This window comes from Dyella kyungheensis, from assembly GCF_016905005.1.
In the GTDB taxonomy this organism is placed as follows: domain Bacteria; phylum Pseudomonadota; class Gammaproteobacteria; order Xanthomonadales; family Rhodanobacteraceae; genus Dyella; species Dyella kyungheensis.
Map to the genome: position 1 here is coordinate 108,296 of NZ_JADIKC010000012.1, position 19,783 is coordinate 128,078.

At 65.2% G+C, this 19,783-nt stretch carries 14 protein-coding genes and 1 rRNA gene; 8 read left to right on the top strand and 7 right to left on the bottom strand.

What is annotated here, in order from left to right; genetic code table 11:
• Positions 1-45 precede the first annotated feature (45 nt).
• The 4 genes from ISP20_RS20330 (at position 46) to ISP20_RS20345 (ending at position 6,273) form a co-directional block, all read left to right on the top strand.
• Positions 46-831, top strand: coding sequence for an RDD family protein (locus ISP20_RS20330; protein WP_204637973.1), 786 nt, complete (start codon positions 46-48; stop codon positions 829-831).
• Between the two features lie 200 nt (positions 832-1,031).
• Positions 1,032-1,637, top strand: a complete 606-nt coding sequence (locus ISP20_RS20335) for a winged helix-turn-helix domain-containing protein (RefSeq protein WP_204637975.1) — start codon at positions 1,032-1,034, stop codon at positions 1,635-1,637.
• 67 nt (positions 1,638-1,704) lie between these two features.
• The gene (locus ISP20_RS20340; protein ID WP_204637977.1) at positions 1,705-4,035 is read left to right on the top strand and encodes a Tex family protein; all 2,331 of its coding nucleotides are present in this window, start codon (positions 1,705-1,707) and stop codon (positions 4,033-4,035) included.
• Positions 4,036-4,248: 213 nt separating this feature from the next.
• Complete coding sequence (locus ISP20_RS20345) at positions 4,249-6,273, top strand: autotransporter outer membrane beta-barrel domain-containing protein (RefSeq protein ID WP_204637983.1); 2,025 nt, start codon at positions 4,249-4,251, stop codon at positions 6,271-6,273.
• 308 nt (positions 6,274-6,581) lie between these two features.
• Here the strand turns inward: ISP20_RS20345 and ISP20_RS20350 are convergent, their stop codons facing one another.
• Together ISP20_RS20350 and ISP20_RS20355 are read right to left on the bottom strand one after the other, a co-directional pair.
• Positions 6,582-7,439 carry a YbaY family lipoprotein gene (locus ISP20_RS20350; protein WP_204637985.1) on the bottom strand — a complete coding sequence of 286 codons (858 nt, stop codon included), beginning with the start codon at positions 7,437-7,439 and terminating at the stop codon, positions 6,582-6,584.
• A 224-nt stretch (positions 7,440-7,663) separates the two neighbouring features.
• Positions 7,664-10,573 (bottom strand): TonB-dependent receptor plug domain-containing protein, encoded by a 2,910-nt coding sequence (locus ISP20_RS20355; protein ID WP_204637986.1) that lies wholly within the window; start codon positions 10,571-10,573, stop codon positions 7,664-7,666.
• Between the two features lie 327 nt (positions 10,574-10,900).
• On the opposite strand from ISP20_RS20355, the gene ISP20_RS20360 reads away from it, so the two are divergent.
• Positions 10,901-11,473 carry a helix-turn-helix domain-containing protein gene (locus ISP20_RS20360; protein ID WP_204637988.1) on the top strand — a complete coding sequence of 191 codons (573 nt, stop codon included), beginning with the start codon at positions 10,901-10,903 and terminating at the stop codon, positions 11,471-11,473.
• A 75-nt stretch (positions 11,474-11,548) separates the two neighbouring features.
• Here the strand turns inward: ISP20_RS20360 and glyS are convergent, their stop codons facing one another.
• Together glyS and glyQ are read right to left on the bottom strand one after the other, a co-directional pair.
• Positions 11,549-13,699: a glycine--tRNA ligase subunit beta gene (gene glyS, locus ISP20_RS20365; protein WP_204637989.1), complete on the bottom strand. Its 2,151-nt coding sequence runs from the start codon at positions 13,697-13,699 to the stop codon at positions 11,549-11,551.
• A complete protein-coding gene (gene glyQ, locus ISP20_RS20370; RefSeq protein WP_204637991.1) occupies positions 13,696-14,607 on the bottom strand; it encodes a glycine--tRNA ligase subunit alpha in 912 nt (303 codons plus the stop codon). The genes glyS and glyQ overlap by 4 nt, the downstream gene beginning before the upstream one ends.
• A 95-nt stretch (positions 14,608-14,702) precedes the next feature.
• On the opposite strand from glyQ, the gene tfpB reads away from it, so the two are divergent.
• From tfpB to ISP20_RS20385, 3 genes are all read left to right on the top strand, one after another.
• Positions 14,703-16,514, top strand: coding sequence for a type IV pilus assembly ATPase TfpB (gene tfpB / locus ISP20_RS20375; RefSeq protein ID WP_204637993.1), 1,812 nt, complete (start codon positions 14,703-14,705; stop codon positions 16,512-16,514).
• Positions 16,515-16,557: 43 nt separating this feature from the next.
• Complete coding sequence (locus ISP20_RS20380; protein ID WP_204637994.1) at positions 16,558-17,280, top strand: glutamine amidotransferase; 723 nt, start codon at positions 16,558-16,560, stop codon at positions 17,278-17,280.
• Between the two features lie 78 nt (positions 17,281-17,358).
• Positions 17,359-18,480 carry a hypothetical protein gene (locus ISP20_RS20385; protein WP_239536223.1) on the top strand — a complete coding sequence of 374 codons (1,122 nt, stop codon included), beginning with the start codon at positions 17,359-17,361 and terminating at the stop codon, positions 18,478-18,480.
• 8 nt (positions 18,481-18,488) lie between these two features.
• On the opposite strand, the gene ISP20_RS20390 is transcribed toward ISP20_RS20385, so the two are convergent.
• From ISP20_RS20390 to rrf, 3 genes are all read right to left on the bottom strand, one after another.
• Entirely contained in the window at positions 18,489-18,812 is a 324-nt protein-coding gene (locus tag ISP20_RS20390; protein ID WP_204637996.1) for a DUF1820 family protein, read from the bottom strand.
• Between the two features lie 9 nt (positions 18,813-18,821).
• Positions 18,822-19,505 carry a rhomboid family intramembrane serine protease gene (locus ISP20_RS20395; RefSeq protein ID WP_204637998.1) on the bottom strand — a complete coding sequence of 228 codons (684 nt, stop codon included), beginning with the start codon at positions 19,503-19,505 and terminating at the stop codon, positions 18,822-18,824.
• 199 nt (positions 19,506-19,704) lie between these two features.
• Positions 19,705-19,783: ribosomal RNA gene (gene rrf / locus ISP20_RS21875) — 5S ribosomal RNA — on the bottom strand; the annotation flags it as partial.

A 19,783-nucleotide genomic window follows, 5' to 3' on the forward strand; every position in this document is an offset into this window, starting at 1 on the left:
CCGCATGGCATCATGCGGGTCTGACGGTTGATCTCGGAGCACACCATGGAAGTTTGGATCGGACGCGATGGCGAGCGACACGGCCCGTACAAGGAAGTGGAAGTACGCCAGTGGCTGCAGAGCGGCCAGCTGAGCCCGAACGATCTGGGCTGGCATGAAGGCATGACCGACTGGGCACCGCTTTCAACGCTGTTTCCGGACGAACCGCCGCGCGCCGAGCCCGCCTTCTCCTCGCCACCACCGGCACCGCCCTATGCCGCCCCGATGGCCTCGAGCGCTGGCGCCGTGGCCGCGCTGGACGATTACGCGGGTTTCTGGAAGCGCGCGGCCGCTTACATCATCGACGGCATCGTGTTGTGGATTCCCAACATGATCTTGAACAGCCTGCTCGGCGCCAGCCAGGCTGCCGACATCTATGCACAGGCCATCCACGCCGCCGGCAACGATCCGCAATTGATGCTGCAGGCGATGGATACCTACCTGCATGCGATCGGTCCGGCGATCCTCGCGCAGACCATCGTGTCGTGGCTGTATTTCGCCTTGCTGGAAAGTTCGGCGTGGCAAGGCACGCTGGGCAAGCTCGCGCTGGGACTGCGCGTCACCGGCATGGACGGCACGCGCATCAGCTTCCCGCGCGCGACGGGGCGTTACTTCGCCAAGTTCCTCAGCGCGCTCATGCTGGGCTTCGGCTTCCTGATGGTGGCCTGGACGCAGCGCAAGCAGGGCCTCCACGACCTGCTCGCGCAAACGCTGGTGCTCAACGGCCGCGCCAAGGATGTCGCTGCGAATCCGCGTCGCACCGATGGAAGCAACAGCTCGTTCAACGCTTGATGCGTTGACCCTTTGGCGTAGGGGATTTCTTATCGTGAGACGTTCCGCCGTGAAAACACGGCGGAACTGACGCGCTCGGAACATCGCGTTCACGCGAGCATGCCATCGCGCCGTCTCACGTTTATGACCTATGGCGGATGCTCGGCGTGGCGCAAGAGGCGCATGCTTAACGCGCAGGGGGCGGTGTATCGGGCAAGATCATGGCCCAGTCACATCCCGATTGCGGCTGGATTTACCAGTGCGACGACATCGTCGTCGAGCCGCGAGCCCACCGTCTCGAACGGGCGGGCAAATCGATCTCGATCGAGCCCAAAGCCTATGCGGTGCTGGTGGTGCTGCTGCAGCAAGCCGGCGACGTGGTCGGCAAGGACACCCTGCTCGATGCCGCCTGGGGCCATCGGCACGTCACTCCCGGGGTGCTCACGCGGGTGATCTCGCAATTGCGCCACGCGCTCGGCGACTGCGCGTCGCAGCCACGCTATATCGCCACCGTGTACAGCCTCGGCTATCGATTCATCGGCGAGGTGCATCGGACGCCCTCCTGCCCGCTGCCCGCCGATGAACTGCTGCCCGACGTCGCCAGCAACGATGAGCTGGTCACCGCGGAAGAGACACCCACGACACGACCTCCCGTGCCGCCGCCCGCCACGCGCTGGCTAGCGGCGGCCATCACGCTCGCCGTGATCGTGGCCGTGCTCGCCGCCGTCAGCCTGTGGCACGCGCCTGCGGATGCCGGCCGCCAGCCGCGTGTGATGCCACAGCCTGGGTTGGTGGCGATGCCGGTGGCGCTCGTCGACTTGCTATGATCGAGAGTCCGGCGGATCACCTCGTGCCCCGTCGTCTTGTCGATCGCTAAGGAATCGCTTCAGCCTCATGCTCAGCATTGAACAACGCATTGCCCAGGACATCGCCGCCAAACCGGACCAGGTTCACGCTGCGGTGGAATTGCTCGACGGCGGCGCCACCGTGCCGTTCATCGCACGCTACCGAAAGGAAGCCACCGGCGGTCTCGACGACACGCAGCTGCGCTTGCTGGAAGAACGCCTGCGCTACCTGCGCGAACTGGAAGAGCGCCGCAGCGCGATCCTCGCCAGCGTCGAGGAACAGGGCAAGCTCAGCGATGCGCTGAAGAACGACATCCTCGCCGCCGACACCAAGGCGCGCCTGGAAGATCTGTACCTGCCGTACAAGCCCAAGCGCCGCACCAAGGCGCAGATCGCCCGCGAAGCGGGCCTGGAGCCGTTGGCGATCGGCCTGCGCGAAGATCCCAGCAAGTCGCCCGAAGCCTTTGCCGAAGCGTTCGTCGACGCCGAGAAGGGCGTGGCCGACGTGCGCGCCGCGCTCGATGGCGCCCGTGCGATCCTGATGGAAAGCATCGCCGAAGACGCCGGCCTGCTCGGCGAACTGCGCGACTGGTTGTGGGACAAGGGCCAGATCCGCGCCAAGGTGGTCGAGGGCAAGGAAAACGAAGGCGCGAAGTTCCGCGACTACTTCGATCACGTCGAACCGATCGGCAAGATTCCCTCGCATCGCCTGCTCGCGCTGATGCGCGCACGCAACGAAGGCGTGATCGAACTGGAGTTGGCGCCGGCACTGGATATGGAACAAGGCCATCTCGAAGGCGAAGGCCGGGTGGCCGCGCATGCCGATATCCGCGATCGCGGCCGCGCCGCCGATGCGTGGCTGCGCGAAACCGTGCGGCTGACCTGGCGCGTGAAGCTGCATCTGCATCTCACGCTGGATCTGTTCGGCCGCGTGCGCGAAGGCGCGGAAGACGAAGCCATCCGCGTGTTCGGCGACAACCTCAAGGATCTGATGCTCGCCGCGCCCGCCGGTGCGAAGAACGTGATGGGCCTGGATCCCGGCATCCGCACCGGCGTGAAGGTGGCCGTGGTCGATGCCACCGGCAAGCTGCTCGCCACCGACACCGTGTATCCGCATGAGCCGCGCAAGCAGTGGAACGAATCGCTGGTGCAGTTGGCCAAGCTGTGCAAGCTGCACAACGTCGACCTGATCGCCATCGGCAACGGCACCGCCTCGCGCGAAACCGACAAGCTCGCGGGCGAGATGATCAAGAAACTCGGCGACGCGAAGCTGTCCAAGGTAGTGGTGAGCGAAGCCGGCGCCTCGGTGTATTCCGCCTCGGAAGTCGCCTCCCGCGAATTCCCGGATGTGGACGTGAGCCTGCGTGGCGCGGTCTCCATCGCACGACGCCTGCAGGACCCGCTGGCCGAACTGGTGAAGATCGAGCCCAAGGCGATCGGTGTGGGCCAGTACCAGCACGACGTGAACCAGGTGAAGCTGGCGCGCGCGCTCGATGCCAAGGTCGAGGACTGCGTGAACGCGGTGGGCGTGGACGTGAACACCGCGTCGGCCGCGCTGCTTTCGCGCGTCGCCGGCCTCAGCGCCAGCGTGGCCGAGAACGTGGTGAAGCATCGCGACGCCAACGGCCCGTTCGCCAACCGCAAGGCGCTGCTGAAGGTGCCGCGCCTGGGCGACAAGGCCTACGAGCAGTGCGCGGGCTTCCTGCGCGTGCCCAACGGCGACAATCCGCTCGATGCCAGCGCGGTGCATCCGGAAGCCTATCCGGTGGTCGAGCGCATCATCGCCCAGTGCGGCCGCGAAGTGCGTTCCATCATCGGCGACGCCAGCTTCCTGCGCGGCCTCAAGGCCGAGCAGTTCACCGACGAGACGTTCGGCGTGCCGACCGTGCGCGACATCCTCAAGGAGCTGGAGAAGCCCGGCCGCGATCCGCGTCCGGAATTCGTGGCACCGAGCTTTGCCGAAGGCGTGGAAGACCTGAAGGACCTGCGTCCCGGCATGGTGCTGGAAGGCCGCGTGACGAACGTGGCGGCATTCGGTGCCTTCGTCGACATCGGCGTGCACCAGGACGGCCTCGTGCACGTCTCGGCGCTCTCGCACACCTTCGTGAAGGACCCCCGTGATGCGGTGAAGGCCGGCGATATCGTCAAGGTGAAGGTGATGGAGGTCGACCTGCCCCGCCAGCGTATCGGCCTCTCCATGCGCCTGGACGATGAACCAGGCCAGGCCCGCGCCGGTCGCCCCGCTGGCGGCGGCGATGCCCCGCGCGGCGGCCCGCGCGACAACCGCGGCCCGCGTCCGGGTGGCGGTGCGCCCAAGCCCGCGCCGGCGCCGTCCAACAGCGCCTTCGCCGACGCCTTCTCCAAGGCGCAGAAGCGCTAAAAGCCAGCCCCTGTAGGAGCACACCCTGTGCGCGACCGGCGGCGACAGAAGCCTGTCGTCTCCCCGGTCGCACACAAGGTGCGCTCCTGCCTCGTCGAGGGCTGGACCAGCCCCGCTGTTTCGCGGTGCAGCGCAGCATGCGCTGACGTATGGGCATGCATTACCGTAACGCAGTAATAACAAAACCGCCCCGGTTCAAGGAGTGTTACCGACATGCTTCGTACTCGCACGATTGCAGGCGCCATTGCCGCCGCGTTGCTGATCAGTTCCCCGGCGTTCGCCGCCAAATCCCAGTTCGACAGCGTGGTTGTGTTCGGCGACAGCCTGAGCGACGCCGGCAATATCTCGCTGGCCACCAATCCGGCCATCCAGCCGCCGCTGGAATTCACCACCAACCCGGGCGCGGTGACGGTGCAGAACGTGGCGGGCCACTACGGCTACAGCCTGACCGCCTCGCTGGCGGGCGGCAGCGACTACGCCTGGGGCGGCGCCGGCGTGCTGACCAATTCGCCCGGTACGCCCGCGGCCGTGCCGACCATCACCACCCAGGTGAACGCCTACCTCGCTGCCGGCAAGTTCGACAGCAAGGCGCTGTACTCCATCTGGGGCGGTGCCAACGACATCTTCTACGCGGCCACCGCCGCCGGTGCCGGCGCCACCGCGCAGCAGCTGATCCAGCAGAACGTGCAGCTGCAGATCGCCCAGCTGCAGAACGCCGGCGTGCCCGCCGCGCAGATCGCCGCGCTGACCCCGCAGATCACCCAGGCCGTGACCGCCGCCGTGACCCAGCAGGTGCTCGCCGCCGCCGGCGTGACGGGCTTCCAGACCGCCGCCCAGGCGCAGGCCTCGGTGGCCGCCGCCGCGCAGCAGGAAGTGAAGCTGATCGGCCAGATGCAGCAGGCCGGTGCCAAGAACATCCTGGTGTTCAACCTGCCCAATGTCGGCCTGACCCCGTCCGCGCTCGAGCAGGGCGCCAGCGCCGCCGCCTCGCTGACCGGCCTCAGCCTGATCTTCAACGGCACGCTCAGCGCCGGCCTCGCCCAGATGGGCAAGGGCATCGTCCCGGTCGACACCTACAGCCTGCTCAATGAAGTGATCGCCAACCCGGGCGCCTACGGCTTCACCAACGTCACCAACGAGGCCTGCGGCGTGGGTTCCAGCTCCGTGGCCTGCGGCCCGGCCGGTTCGGGCCTGCCGTACACCTACGCGGCCGGCGCCAACCAGACCTACCTGTTCGCCGACGGCGTGCACCCGACCACCGCGGCCGACGTGATGCTGGGCCAGTACGTGATCTCCATCCTCAGTGCGCCGGGCTACGCCTCGCTGCTGGCGGAAGCGCCGCTGGCCTCGATCCAGGCCCAGAACCGCGCCATCCGCAACCAGATGCTGGCCGACGTCCAGGGTAGCGACACCCGCGTGTTCGCCAACGTCGACTACGGCGACCAGCGCTTCGATGCGAGCTCGGGCTCGCCGCGCACTTCCAGCGACAACGTCAACCTGACCTTCGGTGCGGACGTGCGCTTCAACGACAACTGGTCCGGCGGCGTGGCCATGAACATCGGCCAGCACAACGCCGACTACGCCGGCGGTGGCGGCTACAAGCTGCAGGACGTCTCCGGCCTGGGCTACCTCACCTGGTACCAGGGCGGCGCCTACGTCGGCGGCTATGTCGACTTCGGCCAGGACAACTTCTCCGACATCGAGCGCAAGATCCAGCTCGGCAGCATGCTGCGCAGCGAAACGGCCAAGGCCGATGGCAACCACGTCGGTGGCGGCATCAACGGCGGCTACTGGTTCGACGTGGGCACGCTGCGCACCGGTCCGTTCGCCAACTTCGAGTGGCAGACGGTCAAGGTCAACAGCTACAACGAGAGCGGCAGCGATTCAACAGCCATGTGGTTCGGCAGCCAGCAGCGCGATTCGCAGATCTCCACCCTGGGCTGGCGCCTGGAAGGCCACTGGCAGGCCGGCAACACCATGCTCTCGCCGTACGCCGAGCTGGCCTACAACTACGACAGCAAGGCTGACCCGCGCGCCGTCACCGCCGGCCTCAACGGCATGCCCGGCTCGTTCGAACTGGTCGGCTTCACCCCGGACAAGACCTGGGGCACCGGCGACATCGGCCTAAGCGCCCAGTTCAACAAGGCCTTCAGCGGCTGGGTCGGCTACAGCGGCCGCTTCGGCGACAACAGCCAGAAGTACAACAGCGTCAACCTGGGCATGAAGTACGCCTTCTAAGGTTGCGTTGGTTTTGCCAAGAAGCCGCCTGCGCGAGTGGGCGGCTTTTTTTGTTGCAGGGATCGGGGCCGCGGAACCCGGCACAGGCGTCGCAAATCATTTAGCCATCCATATGGCCAAAATCCCGCACCTTACCGTGGGAGCGCCCTTGGGCGCGACAACCTGACGGAGAGACGCACTCAAGTGCACGCGTCGCGCCCAAGAGCGCTCCCACAGACTTCTGCGCCGGCCTTGGTTTCCCGGCTGATGCGTGCCCAACAAAAAAGCCGCCCTCGCGGGCGGCTTTCCGGGCGAAACGGCAGGGCTGCTTACTTGCCCTTGCCGCCGGTCGCCAGATTCAGGATCGAGGTGGCCTGCTTCTGCAAGCTGGCCGCTTCGTCGTCGGACAGCGGCGAGCTCTTGCCGCCCTGCTCGTTGGTCTTCAGCACCAGCGAACCGTCCGGGCCCCAGGCAGCGCGCTCGGTCGAGCTCGGCTTGGCGTCCTTGCTGGACTTCTTCTGCTGCACGACCACCCACGGCTTGCCGTCCTTGTAGGCGTAATCGGTGCTGTTGAAGCCCTTGTCGCCGTAGTCGACCTCTTCGCGGATGAACTTCACTTCGCCCGCTTCACGGAACACCTGCCAGCCGCGCGAGACCTTGTCTTCGAGCTTGGTGCCGTTGCTGATCTTCATGCCGCCGATCTGCTTCTGCACGCTGGTGAACGCCGCCAGTTCCTTTTCACCCTGGGTCTGCTCGGCAACGAGCTGGATGTTCACCTGGGTGGGCGCGCCCTTGGTCAGCACCTGGGTCTGCAGCGGCGGGTTGTAGCTGCGGTCGCCGTCGACCAGGGTGGCCTTCAGCACATACAGGCCGGCCGGGTTCACGTCGGCCGGGTTGAACGGCAGCTGGAACGAGAGCGGCAGGGTGTTGGCCGGCTGGATCGTCTTGGTCGCCAGCGGAGCGGCGTCCTGCGTCGACACGTCGACCAGGGTCAGATCCAGCTTGGCGTTCGGCGACACCGTGGCGGCGTCGCGCAGGGTGACCTGACCGGTGATCTGGTTGGTCTGGGCAGGCGCCTGGGCGGCGTCACCGCCATCCGTGCCGCCCTGGGACGACGGGGAAGAATTGTTGCAGCCGGCGAGAGCCAGAGCAGCGACCGACATCAGCGACCAAACAAGACGGCGCATGAGAAAACCTCTATCGAATGGCAGGGCTTAGCGCGAGAACCAACAGGCGCCCAACACGCCTCGACTCTACACGGGGGAGCCCCTGAGCATAGCCCAAACGTAAGGGCTTGTAAAAGTTGGCTCCATGCGCTTGCGTATGCAGGAGCATATGGCCGCCTAGACGGCCTGTGAACAAAAAGGGCGGCCCGTTTCCGGACCGCCCCTCGGGGTTGCAGCAATGAGGCTTAGAAGCGCTGCGAGTACTTCAGGTAGTAGAAGCGGCCGATGTCAAAGCCACCGTAGTAGACGAAGGCGCTGTTCGGCTTCGAGTACATGATGGGACCCTGCTTGTCGAACACATTGTTCGCACCCACCGAGACGGTGCCCTTCCACGGCAGGGTCCAGCGGAACTGGACGTCGTTGAAGGTGGTGGAACCGGTGTGACGCTGCGCCTGCGCGCCGTTGAACGGATCGACGTGGTCGATGTCGTTACATTCGGCCGGGTTGACGTAGGAGCAGCGCTCGGTCATGCCCGAGTAGTAACGGGTGGTCCAGGTCATGCCGAAGATGCCGCGGGTGAAGTCGAGCGACAGGTTCGAACGGGTGCGGAAGTTGCCGCCGTAGCCGGTTTCCGGCTGCACGATGGTGTCCGGATTGTCGTCAGCCTTGATGTTCAGGTAGTCGACGTAGGTGGTGTTCCAGTGCGCCGCGAACTGGCCGACCGCATCGATGGTGAAGCGGTAGTTCACGCCGAAGTCGTAACCCGCCGTCTTCTGCCAGCCCTTGTTGGTCAGGCCGTAGAACATGTTGGTGATGACGCCGTTGGCCGGATCGCGCGTGAAGCCCGAGCAACGCGAGCTGATGCCAGCCACGTAGCAGTCGTCCAGGATGTTCTGCACTTCGTCCTGGCTGATCACGTTCTTGATGTCGATCTTGTACCAGTCCAGCGACACGTCGAGGCCTTCGACGTAGTGCGGGCTGTAGATCACGCCGAACGTGCGGGTGGTGGCCGTTTCCGGGGTCAGCTTCGAGTTGGAGCCGGTGGTGAACTGGTAGTTGGTCTGGCACGGATAGGTGCTGCAGGGAGCCAGCGCCTGGCCCAGCTGCACATAGTTCGCCGCCACGCCCGGCTGACCGCCGAAGCCGCCGGTACAACGCGCGGCCACGGCCGGGTTGCCCTTGGCCGAACCGCTGCGGGTATCGCACGGGTCGGTGTACGACTCGAAGCTGCTGCCGATACCGCCGTACAGGTCGGAGATGGTCGGCGCGCGGAAGCCCTGCGCCCAGCTGCCGCGGACGAGCAGGTCGTCGATCGGCTTCCACTTGATGCTGGCCTTGCTGTTGGTGGTGGTGCCGAAGTTGTCGTAATCGGAATAGCGGCTGGCCAGATCGATCGACAGTTCGCGCGCCATCACCACGTCACGCAGCAGCGGCACGTCGAATTCGAGGTAAGCCTCGTTGACCGAGTACTTGCCTTCGGTCGTCGTGGCTGCCAGACCCGAGCTCAGGCCCGCCTGGTTGAAGGCGTCAGGCACGAAGCGGCCGTCTTCCTGGCGATGCTCCAGACCGGCGGCCACACCGATGTCGCCGGCCGGCAGGCCCACGAAGGTGCCGGCGATGTTGGCCGTGTAGTCGGTCGTGGTGGTCTTGCCGGTGTCGTGGAATTCCGGGAACAGGAAGTTCTGCAGATCATGGTCGGCCAGCGAGCCGGCGCCAGCCTGGCCGTACGGCAGCAGCGGGTTCCACGGCGAGCAGCCGGCGATCGGGTCGGCCGCGGTACCGCAATGCACCTTGCCATCCGAACCCAGGTACGACGGGCCCAGGGCTGCACCTGCGTTGATCAGGTTGAAGTCGCCATGACCGGTCTTGAGCATGTTGTTGCGATTGGTCATCGCGCCAACGTCCCAGTTCCAGGTGCGGTTACCCAGCTCGAAGAAGCCTTCGAAGCCGGCCGTCCAGCGATAGGTTTCCAGCTCGCTGTTGGTGGTGCGGGGCACTTCCCAGCCACGACGCGCAAAGTTCAGCGTGGTGCCCAGCGGATTGAAGTAGCTGTCGGCATCCAGCGGGGTGCCGAATGCGGCCGACTGGTACGGATAGCCGGCGATCTGCTGCAGGGTTTCACGCTTGTTGTAGAGGAAGTCGCTCTTGAACGTGAGGTTGTCGAGCAGGTTGTACTTGCCCGCCACGAACAGCGAGGTGCGCTCCTGGCCAGTGGCCAGGGTCATTTCCTGGTTGGCGTTGGCGTAGCGCGAGGTGGTCAGCGGCTGGTAGTTGGCGATGTCGCGCGGGTCGGTACCCGGCTTCAGCGTACAGGTGGCGCGCGCGCCGCCCGGGCCGCAGGGACCGGTGAACGAGCCGTACTGGGTGATGCCGCTCCAGCCGTTGACGCCGTCGATCGCGTTGGGGGTCTGGTGGAACGGACCCGCCGGGTAGGCGCTGAACTCACGGTCCTTCGCCCAGACCGGATCGTCCTTCTGGTACTGCGCGCTGGCCATGATCGAGCCGCGGTCGTTGGCGGTACCGAGCGTGAAGTCGTAGCTCTGGCCCTTGCCGTCGTTGTTGTCGTACTGGCCGACGTAGGCATTGGCCTCGGCGCCGGTGAAGTTGCTGCGGGTGATCACGTTGACCACGCCGGCGATGGCGTCCGAACCGTAGATCGACGAACCGCCGTCCTTCAGCACTTCGATGCGGTCGATCACGGAAACCGGGATCTGACCCAGATCCTGCAGGCCCGAGGTGTTGGCACCCAGGCGCTTGCCGTTGATCAGGATCAGCGTGCGGTTGGGACCGAGGTTGCGCAGGTCGACGTAGTAGCCGCCCACGTCTTCGCCCGACGACAGCGCATTGGCGCGGCTGATCGGCGGCGAACCGACTTCGGTCAGGTTCTGCAGGATGTCCGCGACCGAGGTGAAACCCTGGTTCTGGATCTGCTTGCGGTCGATGGTCACCACCGGCTGGGCGGTTTCCACGTCCACGCGCGGAATGCGCGTACCGGTCACGGTGACCGTTTCGAGCTTCTTGGCCTCGGACTGGCTGGCGGAGGCGCTGGTGGCGTCCTGGGCCAGGGCCGGAGCCATTGCTGCGAAGGTACCTACGGTCAGAGCCAGGCGGACGGCCACCGTAAGTTTATTGTCAACTTTCTTGCGGAACTGCATAGTTTCTCCCCATTGAAAATGTCGGCCCCGACCGACATCAAAAAAGCCGTCTTGCCCCGCATTGGCAGGTTTCAGAGGCTTTGGACCTCAAAACTTGCTGTCTGCCAGCTGAACAGGCCGGCGCAATCGTGATTACCAAAACGCAACTATTGCGTTCTTGGTCTCGGTAGAAGTTGCTCCCCTCACGGCGCGACTTACCATGAACTTACGACCTTATGAGAGATTTCTTACGAGTGTCAACACTTTCGTAACGCTTGCTTCACGCTGACGCTCGAAAAATCCCCGGAACGCTCCCCTTTACAAGTCGCCATCCGCCAGGAAAATGCGATGAACATGCAAAAATTTTCGACCAACGAGTCCTCGTCCACCTTTGCGGATCGCATAAAAGTGCTGATTCAACGCGTGGGCAGCGTCACTGAGATCGCTCGTATGTGCGGTTTCTCTGAAGGCGTCGTGCGCAGCTGGCGCGACGGCAACACCGATCCGTCCCGCGCCCGCTGCGTCACGCTGGCCAAGACCATGGGCATTTCCCTGGTGTGGCTGGTGGCCGGCGAAGGCACCATCCAGACCACCGACGCGATGTCGTCCGGCGAAGACCAGACCAGTGCCGAAACGCTGGCCAACCGTCATCGCTCGAAGCTGCGTACGGCCGCCGATACCCTGCACGCCAGCGGCATGGCGATGGATCCGAACCGCCTCAACACGGCGCTGCGCATCCTGCAGTCGGAGCTGGACCTGGCGGAAAGCCGGCTGACCCTGGCCGACAACGCCGACATGCTGGCCGATCTCTACGAGATCCTCGGCCCGGGCGGCACGGACGTGGACGCCACCGCGATGGTCTCGTTCAACCAGCGCCTGCACGAACGCGTGAAGCGCGGTCGCCAGGTCGCCGCGGCGTAAACCGTCGGTCGACGCAAGGCATAAAAGAAAACGGCAGCCCGAAGGCTGCCGTTTTCGTTGCGCCGGTGATCGAACTTACAGGCGGGCGATGTCGGCAATGGCGCCGAACTGAGCCTTCAGCTGGCCCAACAGGGCCAGTCGGTTGGCGCGCACGGCCGGATCGTCGGCGTTCACCAGCACGCTGTCGAAGAACGCGTCCACGGGCGCCTGCAGCTGCGCCAGGCGGGTAAGCACCGCCGCATAGTCGCCTTCCTGCAGGGGAGCGCGGGTGTCGGCGCGGGCCGCATCGAGCGCCGCGTGCAGGGCGCGCTCGGCGTCCGCCTCGAAATGCGCCGGGTCCACCGTGACGCCGACCGGCGTAGCGCCGGCCTCCTCGGCTTGTTTGCGCAAAATGTTCGCCACGCGCTTGTTCGCCGCCGCCAGGCTCAATGCCTCCGGACGCCGGCCGAACTCGCCCACGGCGCGCAGGCGACGGTCGAAATCGACCAGGCTGGACGGCGACACCGCCGCCACCGCCTCGAACTGCTCGCCCGTGAAGCCCTGCTCAGCGTAATAGCCGCGCAGGCGGTCGAGCACGAACTCCACCAGTTCATCGGCCAGGGCAGCGCGGCGCTTGCCGGCATCCAGCGCCGGTGCCTTGCCGTCCTTGCCCGGCTTGAGGCCGGCAGCGAGGGCGGCTTCCGGCAACAGCTCGAGCGCTTCGACGAAGCTGCCGCGCAGGTCCAGCTCCAGCCCGCCTTCCACCAGCGTGCGCGCCAGGCCGAGCGCGGCGCGACGCAGCGCGAACGGATCCTTGTTGCCGCTGGGCTTCATGCCAACCGCAAAGATGCCGGCCAGCGTGTCGAAACGATCGGCCACCGCAAGCACCCGGCCCACCTGGCCGGCGGCAATCGCGTCGCCGGCAAAGCGCGGCTGGTAATAGCTGTCCAAAGCCTCGGCCACGTCGGCCGATTCGCCATGATGGGCGGCGTAGTAGCGCCCCATCACGCCCTGCAGTTCGGGGAATTCGCCGACCATGCGGGTGAGCAGATCGCACTTGCTGAGCGAGGCCGCGCGCGTTGCCGCGCCGGCATCCACGCCCACGCGGGCGGCGATGATGCGGGCCAGCTCGGCCACCCGCACGCTCTTGTCCCACAGGCTGCCCAGCGCCTGCTGGTAGGTGACGTTCTTCAGCTGGTCCTGGTAGCCGGCCAGCGGCGTCTTGAGGTCTTCGTCCCAGAAGAACTTCGCATCGGCGAAACGCGGACGAATCACCCGCTCATAGCCCTTGCGGATCTCCGTCGGCTGCTTGCTCTCGATATTGGCCACACCGATGAAGTGCTCGGTCAGCTTGCCGTGTGCATCGAACACCGGCACGAACTTCTGGTTGGTCTCCATGGTGGTGACCAGCGCTTCCGGCGGCACGGCGAGAAACTCGCGATCGAACTTGCAGGCGATCGCAACCGGCCATTCGGTGAGATTGGCGATCTCGTCGAGCAGCGCATCGTCGAGCTGCGGCACGCCGCCGGTTTCCTTCGCCACGCGGGCCACTTCATCGCGAATCTTCTGGCGACGCTCGGCCGGATCGGCCAGCACCTTGGCCGCGCGCATCGAATCGAGCCAGATGTCGGCATCGGACACGTGCACCGGCTGCCCGTGCATGAAGCGATGACCGCGCGACTTGCGGCCGCTGGTCAGGCCCAGCACGCTGCCGTCGACGATGTCCGCGCCATGCAGCATCACCAGCCAATGCACCGGACGCACGAACGTGTAGTCGTGATCGCCCCAGCGCATCGGCTTGGGAATCGGCAGGCCCTTGAGCGCCTCGTCGACGATCTCCGGCAGCAACGATGCCACCGGCTGGCCCGGCTTCACCGCTCGAAACACGAACCACGAACCCTTGTCGGTTTCGAGCTTTTCCAGCTGTTCTACCGTCACTCCGCACGACTGCGCGAAGCCCTGCAACGCCTTGCTCGGGTTGCCTTCGGCATCCAGCGCGGCGTTCACGGCGGGGCCGCGACGCTCGACATTTTGTTCCGGCTGGTTCATCGCGACCGACGGGATATGGACGGCCAAACGACGCGGCGATGCGTACAGTTTCGCCTCGTCCAGACCGGCTTCCACACCACGCTTGGACAACCCATCGCTGATGCCGCGCAGGAAGGCTGAAGCGAGTTCGTCCAGCGCCTTCGGCGGCAGTTCCTCGGTGCCCAGTTCGATCAACAGCGGCTTGCTGGCAGCGCTCATGCGGCCTGCTCCTTGACGTTCTTCTTCAGGCCCGGGAAGCCGAGCTTTTCTCGTTGCGCCACATACGCCTCGGCCACCGCGCGACTGAGCGTGCGCACGCGCAGGATGTAACGCTGGCGCTCGGTGACGCTGATGGCTCGACGTGCGTCGAGCAGGTTGAAGGTGTGGCTGGCCTTCATCACCTGCTCGTACGCCGGCAGCGGTAAGCCGACGGCGATCAGCTTGTTGGCCTCGCCTTCGCACACGTCGAACCAGCGCAGCAGTTCCGGCACGTTGGCGTGCTCGAAGTTGTAGGTGCTCTGTTCCACTTCGTTCTGATGGAACACGTCGCCGTAGGTCACGGTGCCGTACGGGCCTTCGGTCCAGATCAGGTCGTAGACGTTGTCCACGTTCTGCAGGTACATGGCCAGGCGCTCGAGACCGTAGGTGATCTCGCCGGTGACGGGCCGGCATTCCAGGCCGCCGGCCTGCTGGAAGTAGGTGAACTGGGTCACCTCCATGCCGTTGAGCCACACCTCCCAGCCCAGGCCCCAGGCGCCCAGCGTCGGCGACTCCCAGTTGTCTTCGACGAAGCGCAGGTCGTGCACCAGCGGATCCAGACCCAATTCCTTCAGCGAACCGATGTACAGGTCCAGGATGTTGTCCGGGTTCGGCTTCATCACCACCTGGTACTGGTAGTAATGCTGCAGGCGGTTCGGATTCTCGCCGTAACGGCCGTCGGTGGGACGGCGCGACGGCTGCACATACGCGGCCGCCCACGGCTCGGGGCCGAGCGAACGCAGGAAGGTGGCGGGGTGGAACGTGCCGGCGCCGACCTCGGTGTCGAGAGGCTGCAGCAGGACGCAACCCTGCGCCGCCCAGTAGCGGTTGAGGGTCTGGATCACATCTTGGAAGGTGCGCGCGGACATGGCTTTCCGTGGGCTTCAATAAAGCGGGTTAGTATAGCCGGGACCGCTTTCCTCGCCGGATTTCGGCGTTGAAAGCCTACCGGAGAGATCGCCGCATGGCCGCTTCACCGCAAACCGTATCCCTGCTCGGCCGCCGCAGTCGGCTGGCGCTCGATGAAATGCTCGCCACCCTGGTGGTGGATGGCTACCTGCTAGCCGAAGACGCCAAGCAGGTCCGCATGGGAACGCGCAGCGGCCGCGCCACGGTGGAATTGCACCCGCTGGTGCTGGTGGCCAATGCCAAGCTTCCCAACCAGCGCGATCCCGGCCGCCCGCTGAGCCTGGAGGCACTGACCGAATGGCTGGCCGGCCACGCCCAGCTGCCGTATCTGAAGATCGACCCGATGAAGATCAACGTGGCCGCGGTGACCCAGGTGGTCAGCCGCGCCTACGCCGAGCGCCATCGCATCCTGCCAGTGGCCGCCGCTTCGGGCGAGGTGACCTTCGCCACCTGCGAGCCGTTCGACAACAGCTGGGCCGCCGATCTCTCGCAGATGCTACGCCGCGACGTGAAGCGCGTGGTCTCCAACCCGATCGACATCAACCGTTACCTGCTGGAGTTCTACGGCGTACAGCGCTCGATCCAGCTGGCGCAGGACGCCAAGACCACCGGTTACGACTCCTCGGCCATCCTCAACTTCGAGCAGTTGCTTGAGCTGGGCAAGGGCGGCGAAGTCGGCGCCGACGACCGCCACGTCGTGCACATCGTGGACTGGCTGCTGCAGTACGCATTCGAGCAGCGCGCCTCGGACATCCATCTCGAACCGCGCCGCGAAGCCGGCCTGATGCGCTTTCGCATCGACGGCGTGATGCACAAGGTGTTCGAACTGCCGCCGCCGGTGATGACCGCCGTGACCGCGCGCATCAAGATCCTCTCGCGCATGGACGTGGCCGAGAAGCGTCGCCCGCAGGACGGCCGCATCAAGACGCGTTCCGCCTCGGGACGCGAAGTGGAACTGCGCATCTCCACCATGCCGACCGCGTTCGGCGAGAAGGTGGTGATGCGTATCTTCGATCCGGACATCGTGGCGAAGGACTTCTCGCAGCTGGGCTTCTCGCCCGACGAAGGCGAGACGTGGCGCGGGATGGTAGAGCGCCCGCACGGCATCGTGCTGGTCACCGGCCCCACCGGCTCGGGCAAGACCACCACGCTCTATTCCACGCTCAAGCATCTGGCCACGCCGGAGTTGAACGTGTGCACGGTGGAAGACCCGATCGAAATGGTCAGCCCCGAGTTCAACCAGATGCAGGTGCAGGCGGCGATCGATCTGGACTTCGCCACCGGCGTGCGCACGCTGCTGCGACAGGACCCGGACATCATCATGGTCGGCGAAATCCGCGACCTGGAAACCGCGCAGATGGCGGTGCAGGCATCGCTGACGGGCCATCTGGTGCTGTCGACCCTGCACACCAACGACGCGCCCAGCGCCATCACGCGCTTGCTCGATCTTGGCGTGCCGCATTACCTGATCCAGTCCACGCTGACCGGCGTGGTGGCGCAGCGCCTGGTGCGCACGCTCTGCGCGCATTGCAAGCAGGCGGTGGAACAGGAACCGCACGAATGGACCGCGCTCACGCACGGTTGGGACGTGCCGCTGCCGGAAAAGGTCTTCAAGCCGGTGGGTTGCCTGGAATGCCGCAATACCGGCTTCATGGGCCGCACCGGCATCTACGAAATGTTGCCGCTGTCGGCACGATTGCGCGGACTGATTTCCTCGCAGCTCGACCTCGGCCACTTCGGCCACGCCGCGCTCGCCGAAGGCATGCGCCCCTTGCGCATTTCCGCGGCGGCGCAGGTGGCGCGCGGCGTCACCACGGTGAAGGAAGTCCTTACCGTGATTCCCCCCATCGAACACGGCGTCGTCTGACGGCGCTCCCGACCCATCCATTGCACTCGTCGTATCGCATCGCATGAAGCCAGTCCTGATTATCCGCACCGGTCGCGCACCCGCTCCCATTCGTGCGCGTCACGGTGATTTTCCTCACTGGTTTCGCCTGGGCGCACAGCTCTCGCCCGATCGTATTCGCGTTGTCGATGTGGAAGCCGGCGAGGAGCTTCCCGCGCCCAATCAGGTGGCGGGCGCGCTGATCACCGGCTCCGCGGCGATGGTCACCGAGCGCGCTGCGTGGAGCGAGCGCACCGCAGGCTGGATCCGCGACGCAATGGATGAAGAACTGCCGATGTTCGGCGTGTGCTACGGACACCAGCTGATGTCGCATGCGCTGGGTGGACGCGTGGACTATCTGCCCGGCGGTCGCGAGATCGGCACGGTGTCGCTCAACGTGCTCGATGCCGCCAGGAACGACCCGCTGGCCAGCGCGTTGCCGCTGGAATTTCGCGCCCACGCCACCCACGAGCAGAGCGTGCTGGAACTGCCCAAGGGAACGACGGTGCTGGTGAGTTCGGCACGCGACCCGAATCATCTCGTCCGCTATGGCAAGAATGCGATGAGCGCGCAGTTCCATCCCGAATTCAACGCCGACGTGATGCGCGCCTATATCCACCGCAAGCAGCACGATATGAAGCGCGAAGGCTTCGATCCGCACCACACCTTCAAGCAGGTGGCGCCCACGCCGCTCGCGCGGCGTCTGTTCCGCCAGTTCTCGCGCCATCATGGTCTTGCCACCGGCTGACGTGACTGTCACGCAGACCATCTAGAATCGGCGCATGGGCGCAAGGCAGGTTCCGGCGCCGCCACATGGATGAGTAGCATGGGTCGACAACCGCATGTGCACCGCGCGTCGGTCATTGCCATGCGCCTGGTCGATATCGCCGACACCATCGATCTGACCGCAGCCGAGTCTTTGTGGGCCCAGCGCGCGCGCACGGCCGCGGCACGCAGCCGACTGGTGACGGCGCCGCCCAAGGCCCTGACCTTCGGCGTGCCTCCGGTCGAGCTCACGCTGGGTTCGCTTGAAGTCGTCATCGGCGGACAGACGCTGCAGGCCACTGCGTTGGCAAGGCTCTACGAGTTCGGCGTGGCCGCGTTTTCCATCAGCGTTCCCGCCGACGATCTTTCGTGGATCGACTTCAGCACACGCGTGAATGCCGTGGACGCTGCGTTGGGCCTCGCGTCGGGAACCGAGGCCTGGAATCGCCTGCTCGCGCAGATCATGGACATCATGCATCCCGCACTGCTGCGACCGAGCGTGGCGGTACTGCACGAAGATTACCTGCTGGGGTTCGTGCATTCGCTCGAAGGCGTCGTGAGCACCGCGACGCTGCATGACGAGCTCGATCTGGTTCCCCTTCTCGCCGGCGAATCGCGAGCGCTGTCCGAGCCGGCACGGCAGGAGCTGCTGCGACAACGCTTCTCCTACTACACCGACGATCTCGCCGTGCTCACCTGGGACCGCGCCTTCATCTATGAACCGCGCGACGAATCGGACGTCGTCGACATTCTGGAAGTGGCCAACGCCCAGCTGCTGGAACTGCGCTATTACGACGAACTGCTCGATGCGGAACTGCCACGCATGTACGACCTGGTGGAAGCGACACACAACGTCGCCAATCCCCTCGCCGCGCGGCGCTACGCGGATCTGGCACGGCATCTCTACACGCTGGTGGCGGAAGTCACCGAGGTCACGGAGAAAGTGGACAATGCGCTGCAGGTCACGGAGGACGTCTATCTGGCGCGCGTGTACGCCGCCGCACTGGACCTGTTCCGCGTGCCGCACGTCAGCAAGGCCGTGGACCGCAAGCTGGCGATCATCCGGGACAGCTACTCGGCACTGTATGAAGAAGCCTCAAGCAAACGCGGCGAACTGATGGAACTTGCCATCATCCTGCTGATCGCGGTGGAGATCGTGATCGCCGTGATGCGCCACGGTTAGACGGCTACTCAGCGGCCGCGCGGCGGCATCGGAAACGGCGTGATCTTTTGCCCGTCGCTCGCATCGCGGATCACCAGTGCGCCCTTGTTCTCCACTTCCTCGATGCGCACCACCGATTGCATCGGCAGGTGCAGCACATGGGTGTCCTTGAACTCGTCGCGCAATTTTTCCTCGGTGGGATCCACCAACAGGCCTTCACCCACGGGTTCGAACACCAGTTCGCCGACTTCGGTAAATCCCCAGAGGCTGCTGGATGCAACGTGCCGCGCATAGAGCTCGTAGCACTTGCCCAGGTGCAGGAAGGTCACTTTGTAGAGTTTCTTGGTACGCATGCGCCCATCTTATCCGCGTAGACGCCGCGCGATGCCCTCTCGCGCGAACAAGGCAAAAGCGACGCCGAACAGGAAACCGGCAATGTGCGTCCACCACACCACCGCGCCGTAACTCGGGCCGGCATAGCTGAAGAGCAACTGCAGCAACACCCAGATGCCGATCAGCAGAAAAGCCGGGACGCGCACGAATTCCAGGTACAGACCCAACGGCAACACCAGCCCCAGTCGGGCGCGGGGAAACAGCGCTATGTAGGTTCCGAGCACCGCCGACACGGCACCGCTGCAACCGATGATCGGTGAGCGCACGCCGGCCAGGGAAATCGCGCCCACCAGGTTCGCCACCATGCCACCCAAGACAAACAGCAGCAGGAAACGCAACGAACCCAGCGCCCGTTCCGCGGGCAGACCAAAGATCACCAGGAACAGTAGGTTGCCCAGCAGATGCAGCCAGGCCAGATGGATGAACAGCGCGGTGAACAGGCGAAGCAGCGAAGGATCATGCAGTTGCGGCAGCAGCGGCGCCTTCGCGTCGAAGATATTCGCCGGCACCGTGCCCCATTCCAGCCACATCGACATGCGCTGCGGCGCAGGCATCAAGGCCAGGCCGACGAAGCTGATCACGCACACGACCACCAGGAGCACGGTTGCCCATTGCACGTTCCGGCGACGGCGGGTTTCGACATGGACAAACACTTCAAGTGCTCCGCGGCATGCAAGTCAGACGAGGCTTGCATCATAGGCGATAAGTTTTTGCTACATAGCGCGCGTTCGGGAGACGCCGGCGAATTCAGACAATGCCGACGGCAGCGCACGGCGAACAGAGGCAACGGGATTTCCAAACCGCACAAAGACAAACGCCTTCCCGGATGGGAAGGCGTTTGAGGGATAAAGCCCCTGGCGGTGACCTACTCTTGCATGAGAATTCACACTACCATCGGCGCAGCTGCGTTTCACTTCCGAGTTCGGGATGG